The organism is Enterococcus casseliflavus NBRC 100478 (assembly GCF_001544095.1).
Taxonomy (GTDB): Bacteria; Bacillota; Bacilli; order Lactobacillales; family Enterococcaceae; genus Enterococcus_D; species Enterococcus_D casseliflavus.
Genome location: NZ_BCPT01000007.1, coordinates 30094 through 46563 on the forward strand (window position 1 = coordinate 30094; position 16470 = coordinate 46563).

At 43.3% G+C, this 16470-nt stretch carries 15 protein-coding genes and 1 tRNA gene; 12 read left to right on the forward strand and 4 right to left on the reverse strand.

Annotation, left to right across the window (positions count from 1 at the left end; genetic code table 11):
• Window positions 1-22 precede the first annotated feature (22 nt).
• Complete coding sequence (locus ECA1_RS07490) at window positions 23-910, reverse strand: carbohydrate ABC transporter permease (RefSeq protein ID WP_015509917.1); 888 nt, start codon at window positions 908-910, stop codon at window positions 23-25.
• A 259-nt stretch (window positions 911-1169) separates the two neighbouring features.
• On the opposite strand from ECA1_RS07490, the gene ECA1_RS07495 reads away from it, so the two are divergent.
• From ECA1_RS07495 to ECA1_RS07550, 12 genes are all read left to right on the forward strand, one after another.
• Window positions 1170-2138: an ABC transporter permease gene (locus ECA1_RS07495; RefSeq protein ID WP_005229934.1), complete on the forward strand. Its 969-nt coding sequence runs from the start codon at window positions 1170-1172 to the stop codon at window positions 2136-2138.
• 15 nt (window positions 2139-2153) lie between these two features.
• On the forward strand, window positions 2154-2831 hold the full coding sequence (locus ECA1_RS07500; protein WP_060792122.1) for a YesL family protein: 678 nt from the start codon (window positions 2154-2156) through the stop codon (window positions 2829-2831).
• 165 nt (window positions 2832-2996) lie between these two features.
• Window positions 2997-4118: a glycoside hydrolase family 88/105 protein gene (locus ECA1_RS07505; protein ID WP_060792123.1), complete on the forward strand. Its 1122-nt coding sequence runs from the start codon at window positions 2997-2999 to the stop codon at window positions 4116-4118.
• A complete protein-coding gene (locus tag ECA1_RS07510; protein WP_060792124.1) occupies window positions 4115-5431 on the forward strand; it encodes a glycoside hydrolase family 28 protein in 1317 nt (438 codons plus the stop codon). The genes ECA1_RS07505 and ECA1_RS07510 overlap by 4 nt, the downstream gene beginning before the upstream one ends.
• Window positions 5428-6318 (forward strand): dienelactone hydrolase family protein, encoded by an 891-nt coding sequence (locus ECA1_RS07515; protein WP_060792125.1) that lies wholly within the window; start codon window positions 5428-5430, stop codon window positions 6316-6318. The genes ECA1_RS07510 and ECA1_RS07515 overlap by 4 nt, the downstream gene beginning before the upstream one ends.
• Window positions 6279-7196: a pectinesterase family protein gene (locus ECA1_RS07520; RefSeq protein WP_060792126.1), complete on the forward strand. Its 918-nt coding sequence runs from the start codon at window positions 6279-6281 to the stop codon at window positions 7194-7196. Before ECA1_RS07515 ends, ECA1_RS07520 begins: the two co-directional genes overlap by 40 nt.
• A complete protein-coding gene (locus ECA1_RS07525) occupies window positions 7193-7639 on the forward strand; it encodes a hypothetical protein (RefSeq protein WP_060792127.1) in 447 nt (148 codons plus the stop codon). Before ECA1_RS07520 ends, ECA1_RS07525 begins: the two co-directional genes overlap by 4 nt.
• Window positions 7636-9228, forward strand: coding sequence for a glycoside hydrolase family 43 protein (locus tag ECA1_RS07530; RefSeq protein ID WP_060792128.1), 1593 nt, complete (start codon window positions 7636-7638; stop codon window positions 9226-9228). Before ECA1_RS07525 ends, ECA1_RS07530 begins: the two co-directional genes overlap by 4 nt.
• Before the next feature lie 3 nt (window positions 9229-9231).
• Window positions 9232-10725, forward strand: a complete 1494-nt coding sequence (locus tag ECA1_RS07535) for an extracellular solute-binding protein (protein ID WP_015509909.1) — start codon at window positions 9232-9234, stop codon at window positions 10723-10725.
• A 149-nt stretch (window positions 10726-10874) separates the two neighbouring features.
• A complete protein-coding gene (locus ECA1_RS07540) occupies window positions 10875-11708 on the forward strand; it encodes a sugar phosphate isomerase/epimerase family protein (RefSeq protein ID WP_060792129.1) in 834 nt (277 codons plus the stop codon).
• 165 nt (window positions 11709-11873) lie between these two features.
• A complete protein-coding gene (locus tag ECA1_RS07545) occupies window positions 11874-12746 on the forward strand; it encodes a VOC family protein (protein ID WP_060792130.1) in 873 nt (290 codons plus the stop codon).
• Window positions 12747-12810: 64 nt separating this feature from the next.
• Entirely contained in the window at window positions 12811-13038 is a 228-nt protein-coding gene (locus tag ECA1_RS07550; protein WP_005229963.1) for a hypothetical protein, read from the forward strand.
• Between the two features lie 88 nt (window positions 13039-13126).
• On the opposite strand, the gene ECA1_RS07555 is transcribed toward ECA1_RS07550, so the two are convergent.
• The 3 genes from ECA1_RS07555 to ECA1_RS07565 all read right to left on the reverse strand — a co-directional run bounded on the left by ECA1_RS07555 (window position 13127) and on the right by ECA1_RS07565 (window position 16309).
• A complete protein-coding gene (locus ECA1_RS07555) occupies window positions 13127-14398 on the reverse strand; it encodes a hypothetical protein (protein ID WP_060792131.1) in 1272 nt (423 codons plus the stop codon).
• A 196-nt stretch (window positions 14399-14594) separates the two neighbouring features.
• Window positions 14595-15821 carry an Ltp family lipoprotein gene (locus ECA1_RS07560; protein WP_060792132.1) on the reverse strand — a complete coding sequence of 409 codons (1227 nt, stop codon included), beginning with the start codon at window positions 15819-15821 and terminating at the stop codon, window positions 14595-14597.
• Between the two features lie 405 nt (window positions 15822-16226).
• Window positions 16227-16309, reverse strand: a tRNA-Leu gene (locus ECA1_RS07565).
• Window positions 16310-16470 lie beyond the last annotated feature (161 nt).

Sequence of the window (16470 nt, forward strand, 5' to 3'; positions counted from 1 at the left end):
TTTTTTCTTTGCTGCCTGTTGGTTACCCTTTGACGGAACCAACCATTGCACCTTTCACGAAATACTTCTGGACAAAGGGATAGGCGATCAACATTGGCAGAGTTGCAACGACGATCACGGCCATTTTTACGGATTGTGCTGGGGGGACAACATCGACACTAGCGGCATCGGCGTTCATCCCGCTGGAGACGATCACGATTTGTCGAAGGAGCACTTGGATCGGCCATTTCGCTGAATCATTGATGTACAAGATCGCTGATTGATAAGTATTCCAATAACTAACAGCGTAGAACAAAGAGATCGTCGCAATCGATGGTAAGGAAAGGGGTAAGATGATACGGAAAAAGACGCCCCAATCAGAGCAACCATCCATTTTTGCGGATTCCTCTAAACTATCAGGAATCCCTTGGAAAAAGTTTCTCATAATGATCATATTATATGCACTGATGGCGCTCGGTAAGATCAATGCCCAGAGAGAATCGATCAAGCCGAGGCTTTGTACCAAAATAAAACTTGGGATCATCCCACCGCTAAACAACATGGTAAATACGACAATAAAGTTGAAGATGCCGCGTCCATGCAAATATTTTCTCGAAAGAGCATAGGCCATAAAAGAGGTCAAGATCATTGAAAGAACCGTTCCGACGATGGTCACGAAAAGGGAAACACCAATACTCGTAAAAATCGTGGGTGTCGAGAGAATATACCGGTAAGCATTTAAGCTAAATTCACGTGGGATAATGATAAATGTTCGTGTCGCGATCTCAGAAGAAGAAGCAAAGGAGCTTCCGAGAATGTTTAGAAAAGGTAAGAGACACGTTAAGGTGAAGAGTAGTAGAAAGCCAATAATAAATCCTTGAACGACCCGTTCACTTTTCGGGCGGTTCGTTTTTTTCAGGGTTTGTTGCATAGAAAAAACCTCCATCTTTTTTTACTTAAATAGGTACTTCCAACGTATCATGAGGCGGGGACAACGTATATAATCACTTTTACATGTTAAGAAATTCACAATAATGATAAACGTTGATAAATCAAGGGTTTTCCAATTCGATTGAGAAATAATCCTAAAAAATGTATGCCTTTTCAAAGCTGAGAAAATGATTATATACGTTATCTTTTTTTCACGCTACCATGGGACTATCAAATCAAAAAAATTCGGAGGAACAAGTATGGAAACAAAAGTTGATAATTACTTCTCACCACTTAATGAAGAAGAACAGCGGCTGCGGCTGAAAAAGAAAAAATGGGCGCAAATCAGAAAAAATCGTGCCCTCTATATTATGGTATTGCCGGGGATTTTATATTTTCTTATTTTCCGTTACATACCGATGGGCGGTTTGGTCATCGCTTTTCAAGACTACCAACCATTCTTGGGGATCCTAGGAAGCCCCTTTGTTGGCTTCACTCATTTTATTCGGCTCTTTACTGAAGATACCTTCGTGATGTTGATGCGCAATACACTGATCATGTTTTTCTTAAATATCACGATTTCTTTCCCTTTTCCTATATTATTGGCACTTATGCTAAATGAAGTAAACAATCGCCGTTTGAAAAAAGGGATTCAAACCATCATTTATTTGCCTCATTTTATGTCGTGGGTCATCGTTGTTTCCATCTTCTATGTTTTATTAACGACAGAAGGTGGTGTAATCAATAACATGATCGAAAGTCTTGGTGGCGAACGTATCCCGTTTCTAACAAGCCGCACGTGGTTGCGTCCAATGTACATTTTCCAAGATCTTTGGAAAGGTGCCGGTTGGGGGACGATCGTCTATCTAGCCGCTATTACCAATGTTGATGAACAGCTTTATGAAGCTGCGGATATGGATGGGGCTGGCAAGCTACGAAAAATGTGGCATATCACATTGCCTTGTATTCGTCCAACGATTGTAACCTTATTGATTTTAAAGATCGGTTCGATCTTAGATATGGGCTTTGAGCATATGTTCTTGTTGATGAACTCAATGAACCGTGAAGTTGCCCAAATCTTTGATACCTTTGTCTATACCGCCGGGATTCAAAATGGTCAATTGAGTTACTCGACAGCTGTTGGGCTGTTTAAAGGACTTGTTGGCTTGATCCTCGTTATCTTTGCGAATCGTTTGGCGAAAAAAATTGGCGAAGACGGGATTTATTAAGAAAGAAGGGATCACATGACGATCGAAAAGATCACGAAAATCAACGAAGGATTACTCGCATTTTTGACGCTGATCGCACTTCACTTTCTTTGGCTCAGTGTGACTCTCCTGGGAGGGGTCCTCTTTGGCATTGGCCCTGCGTCGTATGCCATGATGAAATATTATGATCGCTGGCTTCGTCTTCATGAACGACCACCTTTGATCAAAAGTTTTTTCTACTATAGTAAAGAACGGTTCCGACAATCGGTGCTGATCAGTTGGTTGTTTCTGATCATTGCAGCGATCGTGATCACCAACATATTTGCGCCATTTCCATGGTTTATCCAAGTAGCGAATGTCCTCTTTTTGATTGCGTTTCTCTTTTTATTCATGCACGTGTATACCGTCATGGCAGCCACCAACTTTGTGACCGTGTTTGAGATCCTGCGGGGGAGTGTGTTGTTAGGTTTAGGCTATCTGCATTATTCGATCATAAGTTGGACGATTTTGATCGTTGGCTATTTAGTCCTGGGTAGTTATTTCTTGATCGGCCTCTTTTTGATGGGTAGCAGCTTAGTTGGTGGTGTTTTTGCCCTTGCTGGTAAAAAAATTCTTCAAGATATCCACCCAATTGAAACAGATCAGGTGGTTTCAAAAACGGCATCGACTACGGAGCAAACCGTTGCCAGCAAAGGAGATGAGGTCATTATCTAAAGAAAACGGCTCAAAGACTTTTACTGGTCCGCAAACAAAACGGTCACTAGAGAACACCTGAAAATAGCAAGACAAGCTGAACCCTCATGAAATACAGCCGGTAAAACGGATTCATTCAAATAGCTCTATGAATTGAGGAGACTACAATAAAAGGAAGTATCGTACATGAAGAACTATTCGGAAATTGCTTTGAACACATTATTTGAGCGCTATGACTACTTATGCAAAGAAAAAATTTATCACGGAAAATGGTCCTATGACATCGGGGTCGTTTTACAAGGCGTGAAAGAAGCCTATGAGCAAACTGGTGACAACCGCTATTTCGACTATATCCAAAACACGATGGATTTTTATATTGACGAAGACGGTTGTATCAAAAACTATCAGATGGATGCGATGAATATCGATTACATCAATAATGGCAAATGTTTATTCTTACTATACAAAGAAACAGGTGCTTCAAAATACAAGATCGCCTTGGACACGCTGTATCAACAATTACAGCAGATGCCAAGAACAAGCGAAGGCGGGTTCTGGCATAAAAAAATCTATCCTTATCAAATGTGGTTAGATGGCTTATATATGGGGGCCCCATTTCTAACAGAATACGCACTGACATTTGAGAAAGAAGAAGCATTGGAAGATGTAATCAAGCAATTCACCTTATGCTTTACTCATACCCTAGATCCAAAAACGGGTCTTTTGTATCACGCGTGGGATGAACAAAAAGTCCAGCCGTGGGCAGATCCTGAGACCGGTTGTTCAAAAAATTTCTGGGGACGATCAATGGGATGGTTCATGATGGCTCTCACAGATACGATGGTGCTATTAGGGGAATCAGAGCAGAAGAATCCATTAGAAAAAATGTTTGTCTCCTGTCTAGAAGCTCTTGCTAAAGTAAGAGATCCCCAGAAAAAAGTGTGGTATCAAGTCTTAGATAAAGGCAGTGAGCGTGGGAATTATTTAGAAGCATCCGCTTCTTCAATGATTTGTTACGCAACAGCGAAAGCAGTCAAAGCAGGGATCATCGATCAAAAATGGCAAGTGTTTGCCCAAGAGACCTATCAAGGATTGCTTGATGAGTTTGTCTTTTTAACAAAAGAAGGCTGGTTGAATCTGATCAGAAACTGTGAAGTTGCTGGTCTTGGTGGCCCAGATGATCGGGATGGTACGTTTGTTTACTATATCAGTGAACCCGTTATCACGAATGATTTCAAAGGATACGGTGCCTTTTTACAAGCAAGTTTACTGCTACAACCACTAACGGAGGAAGGAAGCAAGAAATGAATATCCAATTGACTACATCTGATTTACAAGAAAAAGAAGGTCTGTTGACAGAAGCGATTCAAGAAAAAATTGATGAATTGCATCAACAAGGAGGAGGCAGAATCACTTTTTCCGCAGGACGCTATCCGACAGGTGCGCTCTTTTTAAAAAGTAACATTGAACTGCACCTACTATTGGGGGCGACCTTAGTATTTTCTGATGATCCCAAAGACTATCCCGTCGTCGTGTCTCGCTGGGAAGGGGTCAAACGGGAAGTTTATGCCTCTTGTTTATATGCCGAGAATGCGGAAAATATCGCTGTCACAGGATTAGGAATGCTTGATGGACAAGGGCAAAGATGGTGGAAGACCTTTCGGGAAAACCGTGAACAACTTGCTTATCCACGACCTAAATTGATCAGTTTTGACTCTTGCCAGCAAATTACGTTGAAAGATATCCGTCTTGTCGATTCACCAAGTTGGACCGTCAATCCGATTCTTTGCCAAGATCTAACGATCGATAATCTTCGCATCAAAAATCCAGCGGATTCGCCAAATACGGATGGGATCGATCCTGAATCTTGTAAAAATGTCCGCATCAGTAACTGTCATATCGATGTTGGCGATGATTGTATCGCCATCAAATCAGGAACGGAGGACACCAAAGAACGGGTCGCTTGTGAGAATATCACGATCGTAAATTGCCATATGCTTCATGGGCATGGGGCAGTCGTTCTAGGTAGTGAGATGAGCGGCGATATTCGTAATGTCACCATCAGTAATTGTATTTTTCAAGATACCGATCGTGGGATTCGGTTGAAATCCCGTCGGGGACGTGGCGGAACGATCGAAGATATTCGAGTGAATAACATTGTGATGGATAATGTTATCTGTCCATTCACTTTAAATCTTTACTATTTCTGTGGACCGAAAGGCAAAGAAAAGTATGTTTGGGATAAAAATCCGTACCCGATCACCGAGGAAACCCCTCATTTTCGGAGAATCCATTTTGCAAATATCTCGGCTCGGAATGTTCATGCGGCCGCTGGATTTGTTTATGGCTTGGCTGAACAATTTATTTCAGATATCACTTTCCAAGATATTGCTGTCTCTATGGCTGAACACCCAATTCCAGGAAAGCCTGCAATGATGACAGGTATCGAAGAGATGACAAAACAAGGCTTTTATATTGGCTGTGGACGGAATATTCAGTTTGATCGTATCAATTTGGAAGGCGTAACTGAAGCGTTCCATATCGAGAATAGTCGGGAAATCACCGTCACACAATCATTTGAGAATCGTCAGCCTCTGGCATTTCAAGGAGATTTTTTGTGAGGGATCCTCAGTTACTACAGCTGCTAGGTCCTGATATGAAAGTTGCACCACAAGTGGTTCAGCAAACAAAAGAGCAAGTGCAAAATTATACCTTGGAACATTTACTTCTACGATTAAATCAAGAAGAGGCTGTCCCTGCATACTTTGCTTATCCTAGCTCTCAGCAACCTGTTCCACTCGTTTTGTTCAATCATTCTCATGGCGGCGACTTCACGATGGGGAAAGAAGAACTGCGACAAAGTCCGTGTTATATGCAAAAAGAAAGCCTATTCGCGACATTTATGAACTTGGGCGTCGCCGTTGGGGTGATCGACATGTGGGGCTTTGGCGAACGAAAAAACGGTGAGAATGATAGCTACAAGCGGTTTCTGTTGCAAGGCAAAACATTATGGGGCCAACGAATCTATGACAATCAACAGTTTTTGACCTATCTTGCTTCCCGCAAAGAAGTGAGACAGTCCGCTATTGCCACATTGGGACTTTCTATGGGCGGCTTGATGAGCTGGTGGTTGGCAGCAATTGATGAACGGATATCAGTGGTGGTGGACATGGCAGCACAAGTGGACTATCAAGCATTGATCGAAGAGGACCGTCTAAGCAAACATGGGTTTTACTATTATGTTCCTAATGTGTTGAAAGACTTTACGACTGCGGCGATCCAAAAACAGATCGCACCGCGCCCGCGTTTGAGTTTGGTTGGCAAAGAGGATCGTGGCTGCCCCTCAAGCGGCGTCGCTCGTTTGGATCAGCAGCTCGGACAGCATTATGAAGCAATAGGCTACAAGGAGCATTGGCAGGCGTGTTGCTTGCCAGGCGGTCATGAAGAAACCAAGGAGATGAGAGCGCAGTGGATCGAATTTCTAAAACAGCACCTCCTATCAAGCTAAAGGTTAGTAAAGAGCCGCAAAAGGGTGATTTTACGAGTATCCAAGCAGCCGTGCTGGCTGCTGAAGCCTTAAACGTACCTTGTGAAATCACGATCGCCACTGGCGTGTATCAAGAACAGGTGAAAATCTATAAGAACCAGCTTACGTTGATTGCGGAACCTAACACGTTCTTATGCTACCACTTGGCTGCCGAGCAAACCGATGAAAATGGGCAAAAAAGAGGAACGTTTCAAACAGCGACGCTCTTTATCAATAGCCGAGAAGTCTTTGTAAAAAACCTGACCATCATCAATGACGCAGGGTATGGGCGAGCAGTCGGGCAAGCAGTTGCCGTCTATATCGAAGGGGATGACATTCGCTTCGAACGCTGTCATCTCGATGCTTTTCAAGATACCTTGTGCCTGGGACCATTGCCAAAATATACCAAAGAGGGCGAACCAATGATCAGTCCTTGGCGAAAAACAATCTTTGACCAACAACAGAGTTTGTTTTTGCATTGCAGGATCAGTGGAACAGTCGATTTTATTTTTGGCGGTGGTTCCGCCACCTTTGAAGAGTGTCGCTTGCATTGTAAAAATACACCACAAACGAACTACATTACTGCTGCCTCAACCAACAAACAAGCAAGCGGGTTAACCTTCGATCGGTGTCGGGTGACAGGGGACAAAGCCTATTATTTAGGCCGCCCTTGGCGTAATGACGCCAAAGTCACCTTTTTATCCTGCTGCTTTGATCAACAGCTCGCCCCTTGCGGATGGTCTGATTGGGGAAAAACAGCAAGCCACCAAACGGTCACATTCACGGAGCGAATGTGTTGTTACCAAAGAAGTCCCCAACGTCCTGAATGGGTGACTCTTGAAGGAGTGATAGAAAAATGAGCAAGGCAAAATGGTCTGGCTGGATCGGGATGGTTCTCGCTCTGGTGTTGATGGGCGGCTTTTCCTTGGCGATCAATCAAATGACTGTCCAGCAGTTCGAAGAGATCTTTCAACGTGCGTTTCCCACTATACTGAATCAAATGACGGCAGAAGCAGCATTGGCGCAATTTCAAACACTCGGTGCTTGGTTTGGCTTCACGCTGTTGACACTCCTGATATTGGTTTCAGTGGCGACGATGCTTGTTCGCTATCGTAATTATCGAAAGCAATCTTGTGCTACTTATTTTTTGACTGGTGTCGTGACATTGATTGGTAGTCAAATGATCGCTTTTCCGATTGCCTTTTGTTTCTTTTTAGCGGCGGGTTTTTGTTTTCTCCATCGCGATGACGGACACAAGAAAAAAACAACGGACGCAGTCAGCAAACAAGGAGGGGTTGCATGAAGGCAATAATCAATAATCCGATTTTAAGAGGGTTTCATCCTGATCCGAGTATTTTAAAAGTCGAGGATGCTTATTATTTAGCGGTTTCTTCCTTTGAGTGGTTGCCAGGAATTCGGGTCTACTGTTCCCAAGATCTAGTCAATTGGTCCCATGAAACAGATATTCTGACGAATCAAGTGGATTTATTAGGCAACGCAGCAAATGGCAGCATTTGGGCACCGCAAATCAGCTACGCAAACGGACAATACTATTGTGTCTATACAAATGTTCGCAACACGACACGCCCCTTCAAAGACTGTCGAAACTATCTCATCACGGCTCCTACGATTCATGGACCATGGAGTGAGCCCATTTACTTAAATGGTAGTGGCTTTGATCCGTCCTTGTTTCATGATCAAGAGGGGCGTATCTGGTTATTGAATGCGCTTTGGGATTATCGTAAGGATACACCAAATAAATCGGTGGGGATCGTGCTCCAAGAATACTCTGAAGCACAAGGCTGCTTGATCGGTGACAGAGTGCCAATTTTTTCTGGAACCCAGCTGGCGAAGACTGAAGCACCGCATCTTTATTACCACAATGAGTGTTATTACTTACTGACGGCAGAAGGAGGAACGGGTGCAGGTCATGCGGTAACAGTTTGTCGTAGTAAAACCATCACTGGACCTTATGAAGTAGATCCGCATTTTCCCATGATGCGTGCCTATCAGCGCGAAGATTCCCCTTTTCAATGTACAGGTCATGGCAGTTTGACGATTGCGCCATCAAGAGAATGGGTCATGTGCTATTTGATGACTCGGCCAGTAGAAGGAGCAGCGATCCTTGGACGAGAGACGGCACTCCAAACTGTCTATTGGGATCACGAAGGATGGCTGCGTCTTAGCAATAACGATACGATCCCAGATCAAACCATCAGGCTCGCTAGCGACGCTCAGAAGCAAAGGACATCACCTGCTGTTTTTATTGATGACTTTAAAGGATCGTTGCAAAAAGCATGGAACGGTAGACGATTGCTGCCCAATGAAGAGTGGTGCAATCTGAGTGAGCGACCAGGGTATTTGCGATTGATCGGCGGAGAATCGATGCAATCGAACTTTCATAAGCACTTATTGGCGATTCGTCAACAAGACTTTTGTTTTGAAGCTGAAACAGTGATGGAATACCACCCCCAATCGTTCAATCAGATGGCTGGATTGTCGCTTTTCTTAAACGAAGAAAACTATTCGTTTTTCTACGTAACCTATGATGAAGAAGAAGGCAAGGTCCTTCGGTTGCTGCGGTGTTGTGAAGGAGAATTTCACTTGTTCCCAGATAAATTGCCCCTCGCTGCTGCAAGTGAGCCGATTGGATTGAAAGTAGTCGGTTCTTATCTAGAAGCCCAATGGTTCTATCGGCAATCACAAACGTGGCATCGCTTTAAAAAGCAAAACATCCAGTTCTTGTCTGGTGGTTTTACGGGGAATTTCATTGGAATCAGTGCCCATGATTTAGATCACTTTGGCAAAAGCTATGCCGATTTTGAATATTTTACGTATCAAGGGAAAGATCCGCTCGATGATGGCTCCCTAAAAATAGAGAAAGAAGGTTAACAAATGAAAAAGTTGAAAGTTGCAAGTTTATTATTATGTGCTGGACTGTTTTTAGCAGGCTGCGGCGATGGTGGAGGTTCACCTGAAGGACCAGAAAGCGAAGGGAAATCAAGTATTTCGTGGATGGCGATGCTACATACTGCTTCCCCACCATCTGGAGATGTCACGCAAAAGTTAGAAGAATACACAGGGGTCGAGATCGACTTTACGTGGGTGCCAGATGCTTCAAAAACAGAACGCTTGAATGCAGCATTGGCGTCGAATTCTTTAGCAGATATCGTTAGTCTGACAGAAATCAATAACACAACCGTCCGCAGCTCACTCGCATCTGGAATGTTCTGGGATGTGGAACCCTATTTAGAAGAGTTCCCGAATTTGGCAGAAATCTCCGAAGATCGGTTAGAGTCATCTCGAATTGATGGTCGAATCTACGGTGTTCCGTTTTTAAAACCGATCGCGCGTTATGGCGTCCTTGTCAGAAAAGATTGGTTGGATAATTTAGGCTTGGACGTGCCGTCGACATTAGAAGAATTAGCTGCTGTCGCCCAAGCCTTTACGGAAGATGATCCAGATGGAAACGGTGCGGATGATACGGTTGGTTTCGTAGAGCGTGATGAGTCCTTTAACGTTGGGTTCCGTTCGCTTTCAGGTTACTTTGGTGCAGACAATTGGTTTACGATCACGGATGATGATGAAGTGATGCCATCCTTTATGCAACCAGAATACAAAGAAGCAATGGAATGGTTCCGTAATATCTATGATAACGGCTGGATGAATTCTGATTTTGCGGTAATGGCGAAAAATGATCAGAAGAACTATATCGTTCAAGGTCGTGGTGGGATCGTATTGAGTGGTTTGCAAGAAGTACGTAACTACATTGATGATGCAGCTGGTACTGATGAAGAGCATATGGAATGGGTCTTGATCAATGATATCGTCCATGAAAATGTGGAACGTCGTATCCTTTCTGATACCAATGGTGGAATGGGCGGCTGGTTAGCCATTCCGAAAAACAATGTTGAAACCGAAGAAGACTTACGTGTTGTTTTGAAATTTATCAATGATTTGATGGACGAAGAGCCGTTTACGTTGATGACGCAAGGGATCGAAGGGGTCCATTATGAAATTGATGATGAGGGTGTCTATGTCCGTTTAGATGATACGAAGTGGCAACAAGAAGTACAACCATTTTCTTCGTCTCGTCCATCAGAATTAGTAACAGTTTTCCCTTCAAGCAACCCATATGTCAACTTAGCCAATGAAAAGATTCGCGAAAATGAAGAGTTTGCGGTGATCAATCCTGCACAATCGCTGACCTCTGAAACCTATGATCGTTCATGGTCAAGCTTGATTGAAGGAATCTCAGACGCTTACTACCAATATATGACTGGGGAAATCGAGATCGATGGGTTTGATACAGCGATCGAAACCTTCTTAAGAAATGGTGGACAGCAAATCATTGACGAGTTCACGGAAGACTATCGTTCACAACAATAAAGGTCACAAAAGGTTCTGATCATCTATTGAGAAGAAATGGATGAAGTGAGGAGCCGCTACTGCTGAAAGATTTGAAGACCAAGACCAGTTGAAGTGATTCGCTGCTTGGTCTTCTTTTTGCTTCAAAAGCAGTGAAGAAAGGAGAAGCTATGTTTCAACTAACTGTTCGGGGGCATGATTTAAAGAATTATGGGTCCCCAGAAGAATTAGCGCAAAAAATTGCCGCCAAAAACATTCATAACATTCAATTTGCATTAAATAAATCCTTCCCACAATGGGCAGAGCCAGAGCAATTAAGTCCTGGTTTAGGCCGCTTTTTCAAACGAGTTTTTGGTCAATCTCACGTTCAGGTCGCTTTATTAAGTTGTTATTGTAATCTGATTCATCCTGATCTGGAAAAACGGGAAGCGATTTTATCCAGATTCGAGACCTATCTCGCACATGCCAAATATTTTGATGCAGCTATGGTCGCAAGTGAAACTGGTTCGGTTTTGCCAAATATGGGGTATACCGAGGAAAATTTTAGTGACGTCGTTTTCGATGATTTGGTTCAGGTGATCAAGCGCTTGGTCCAAGTGGCTAAGAGACATCAAGTGATGCTAGGAATTGAAGCGGGCTTGAATCATCCACTATCATCGATCGACCGAATCGAAGAATTGCTGGAACGGGTACCCTCTGACTATTTAGGGATCATCTTTGATCCAACCAATCTGATTACTGCGAAGAACTATCAAGAGCAAGTCGCTTTGACAAGGGAAGCTTTTTCCCGCTTTGGCGATGCCATCGTTTGCTTGCACTTGAAAGACTATCAAGTAATCGATGGGAAAATCAAGGTAGTCCCATTGGGAGAAGGAATGATTGATTATCAACAACTATTGGCCATCACCGCTGAATACAAGCCATATTGTTATGTTGTGTTAGAAGGGACGACCGAAGAAGCGATGCAGCCAGCCATTTCACTGATTGAAGCATTGAAAAAGTGAGCGAGCTGTCTTTGATTGTGACTGATGCGGAAATGCTTTGTTTTAAGGAATCACGGGAGATCACGGAATCCTTTCCTCAACAAGCAGATTTGTTTACTTACTAAAAGTTAGTGTTATACTTAAAGGTACAAGTGAATTTAACTGTTTAGAAAAGAGGAAATAGCGATGAAAATGATTCAATCAACCTATCAAATCGATGCAGCAGCCGCAATTGGCAAAGTCGTTTTAAAAGTAGCAAACATAGAAAAAATGAGCCAGTTTTATTCGGACGTGATCGGCCTGACTTTATTGGAGCAAAGTGTAGATCACGCGCGATTAGGCGTGGGAGCGCAAGAGCTTTTAGTTCTAGAGAAGGTGAGTGATCCGTTGCCTTTGACACGGAAAACAGGCCTTTTCCATACGGCGTTTCTTTTGCCTAGCCGTAAAGACCTAGGAAATATGCTGATTCATTATTTGGAAGCCAAAGCTCCCCTCGATGGTGCCAGCGATCATGGATATAGTGAAGCGTTATACCTGACCGACCCAGAAGGAAACGGGATCGAAGTGTATCGTGACAAACCGATGAGTGAATGGGATATTCGAGCAGATGGTGAGATCGTAGGCGTTACTATCGAAATGGACGCGCAAGGCGTGCTGGGAGCCGCTGACCGATCTCAAACGACCTTTCCAGTTGGCACCACGGTGGGGCATGTCCATTTGAAAGTGGCGGACTTGGCAAAAACAGAAGAATTCTACACAGAAGTTTTAGGCATGCGTTTGACCTCAGATTTTGGTAGCCAAGCAAAGTTTTTTGCTGCTGGTTCGTATCATCACCATATCGGATCGAATATTTGGATGGGAAGAAATGTTCCAGCTATGGAAGAACAGGATCTAGGCTTAGCGTACTTTACGATCGTTTTGCCAGCTTTGGCTTTTTCTACGTTACGAAGTCATCTCAAGGCAAGAGGCGTTTCGTATGAGTTAGAAACAGACAGCCGCTTGCATTTGACTGATCCGAATGGGATCAATCTGATCATCGAAAGAAAGAATCAGCCTTAAGATGGAGGTTTTTTCATTCATGAAATGAGAGAATAACCTATAATCAAGTAAAAGGAGAGCAAGCATGAAAAAAAACGGGGCGGGACAATCACTATTTCTAGCATTATTGATCAGCATGGGCTTATTTTTCTTTGTCCAAGGGAAACAATTAATAGAAAGTGGGGCGTCTCCTGTGATTTTTATTGCTTTTTCGGCTTTTGCAGGAATTATTGGAGTTGGTGTCTATGGTCTTCAAGCAATAATGAAGCAGCATCGGCGCAAAGCCATGGTACCAATCAAAACCAAAAAATAAAGAAACCGACCAATCTTAAACAGGAAGATTGGTCGGTTTTTTGTTTAAGCTAAGACAAAATGGGAAATGGGGTCTCGTCCCCTACATATTAATTTTCCATGTTTTCAATCGCAAATTCGATCTCATCAGGTGAGAAGCCGTTCCCTTCAAGATGAGCAGCCATATTTCTTTGACGGATCCCTAACACCCGACGGGATTGATTGGCGCGTCCTAAAGCATGGCGATACCAATCTACATCTAGGGTTTCTAGTGCCCATTGTGTTTCCTCCGCAGTAAAACCTTCTGTTTCTAACAGTTCTGCCATCTCTTGTTTTGAATAAAAGCGACGATTTCCTTGCGCTCTAACGAGGAAAAAGGCTTCAAGTTCTCGTTCTGTCGCATTGTTTTCGCGCTCATAGCGTGCTGCTACAGTCGGGGCGAGATGAAACCCTGCTAAAATCGTTTCCTCGGTCACTTCGTTATCAAACACGTAGGTTCTGAATTGAAAACGATTGTCGTTTTCCAGTTCAAGCCATAGTGATTCAACCAGAAATCGATAACCGTATGGAATCGTTTCATAAACAGCATCGGCAATTTCGTAAAAATAAGCGGAAACGGCTTCGTAAGGAGTCATTATCTCGGGAACGATTTCCGTCGTTTGTCCATTAAACAAAGTGATTGCGGAAGGGTAGGTCTCACCAGCATTCGTAAATGTGAGAATCCCCACTGGCTCATATTTTGTTGAAAAGACATTCATGGTCACACCGTTCGCCAAATCAATCGTACTCTGCCACTCGATTTCTTGGTCATCGCTTTGTTGGTGTAAGTGTTCAAGTGTATCAGGTGTCAAACCAAGCTTTTCTCGTGTATCTTCATTGATTTCTTCTTCATCGGCAAGTGGATTGTTTGCTCCAGCGGTCACTAGTGCCAAATCCTCTTCGTATTCGTTGAATAATTCTTGCAATTTTGCTCGTCTACTGACGATGATCGGGCTTTCCTCATGGATGGCAAGTAAGGCTTCGATACGGCCATTGCGAGCGGCAACCCAACTGGGCATATCCAGATAGCGAGCTTCGATCGCTTCTTGAGCGAGTGCGATCATTGTTTCCGTGTTTTCAATGAATGCCGCCTTGTGTTTTGAGTTACTATTGACCTGGTCTAGAAAGGCCAATTCTGCTTCTTTGCCTCGAATCATCAGTTCGAGATTTTCAATACTTAAATCATAAGTAAGATTTTCTGCATGATAGGTATGTTCCCAACCAGCATCTAAAGCTGCACCGATGCGTTCAGAAAGTTCCTCAGGGCTTGCTGAATTTATCGTCCCACATCCTGAAATCAGGGACAGTATTAGTAATAATGGCAACAAAACTTGTTTTTTCATTTTTCTCCTCCTCGTGAGACTCTAGTAAACCTCGCCAATTTGTACGAATGAACGCATCAGAGCACTTTCTTGGGTATAAACATAGCCACAATATAAGGGACATCAACTGACCCCCAAAGTTAGACCAAAAAACCTAACTTTTTGGGGTCACTATAACAGCATATGGGCATCGCGATGCCCTTTTCTTCGCTAGCTTTTAGTTACCTATGTTTGTCATCGCGTAGTCGATTTGTTCTTCTGAAAAGTCTTCAAAAGTCAATAACCGGCGAATGTTGTCAGGAGGAAGACTCATCAAGGAATGGTAACTATTTGCTTTCTTCAACGCCTGCTCGTTCCAATCAATCGTGAGCTGATCAACTGCCCATTGTGCATCATTATGGGGAAACCCTTCAAATTCTAATTGTTGTATCAATCGTGCACGTGAGAAAGCCATGAGGTTCGTATAGGATTCGGCACGAGCGATCGCTCGTCTTTGTTCTGAAGATCCTTCATTCTCGGTCTGAGTTTGTTCGTCATTGTTTTGCTCTTGCTGCAAAGCCGTAGCTGCTTCTTGTTTGGCGTTTGCTTCTTGAAGCTGTTGATACACGGTAGTGACCATGTCTTGATCAATGTCATGATCAAAGCCATAGGTCATCACCGCCAGCTGATGTTCATCAGAAGATTGATCGAATCGATTCATAAACATCATTGATTCACGAGGAATATTTACGGCGAGCGCTCGTAAAATCGTTTCATAGAAAGCAGCTTTTTGCTCGTCGGCAGTTTCCCGATTCAGAACAGTAAACCCAGATGCGTACTCCTCATCGGGCATCGCAAAAACGAAGACGTCAACATTCGTTTCGCTTGTGTGGTAAACGGTGGCAGTGAGTCCATCGTCAAGTTCGATTGTGCGATGAAGAGTAAGCGCATCTTCTGTGAGCTGCTGAAGCTGCTCGATATCGTCTGCCAAAAGCCCCAGCTTTTCCCGCGGATCGGCTTCAGGAATCATTTCGTTTGCTACCTCTAGTAGACTGTCGAGGTTGTCTTGATTACTGAGGATGATCGGACTTTTTTCATGGATTGCAGCAAGGGCTTGGCTGCGACCAATGCGAGCAGCAAACCAAGCAGGGACATCGATCCGACGTTCCACTAACGCTCGTTCAGCGGTTGCCATCAAATCAATCGTGTGGCTGATCAATTGCTGAAGGTCTTCGTCGGAAGAATCAAGTTCTTCCAAAATAGCCAGTTCGGCTTGGCTGCCTGCAATCAGCAATTCTAAGGTCGCTGGTTGATAATAGGCCCAACCCGTTCCAGACTGGTTTGTATATTCCAGTCGTGCGTCGATGCCAAGCGCAACGGTCTCTGACAGTTCTTCATCTGCCTTCGTGCAGCCGATAAGCAAAATAACGAATGACAATAGGGTGATCAGTATTCTTTTTTTCATTAGACTCCTTCTTTCTATCGAAAGTAACTGAGAAAACGGTCGGCAGAGGTTGGTTCATCTGGGGGAAGGAGGAGGGCAGGTGAATGGAAAAAATGTTGAAAAGATTTCCATCACAAGTTCATTCAAGCAATTGTTTCTGATACGCTAATAAGAAAAGACGGAACATTGAACTAAATTTTATGAATAGTCGTTATATTATTCATTTTATATGAAAAATATCACTAAATGCAACGATAAAAGGATTTTTGTTGGATTTTTTATCTTTGGGGAAAGGAAGGTTACTCTCAACTTTTGAGGAGTAGGTACTCAAGATCAAAGCGATCGAGGGAATTCATTGAAGGATCACCAAGGGGGGATCTTTTGTGCAAACAAAAAAAGCTTCCCACAATGGGGAAGCTGTAAGGATGCGGAAAATGGGATTTGAACCCACACGAGCGATTGCTCACAAGACCCTCAATCTTGCACGTCTGCCATTCCGTCATTTCCGCAAATACTATAAAAGGAAACGCAGGCTGAGGTAGTTCTGTCACGCCGCGTCTAGAAAATATCTTACCTGATTTTCAGCAGGTTTGTCAATAACTTTTCCAAATGCTATTTGAAAGAATTTTCAGACTTTAGATTGCATTTTTTTCCATAAAAGGTATGCTAA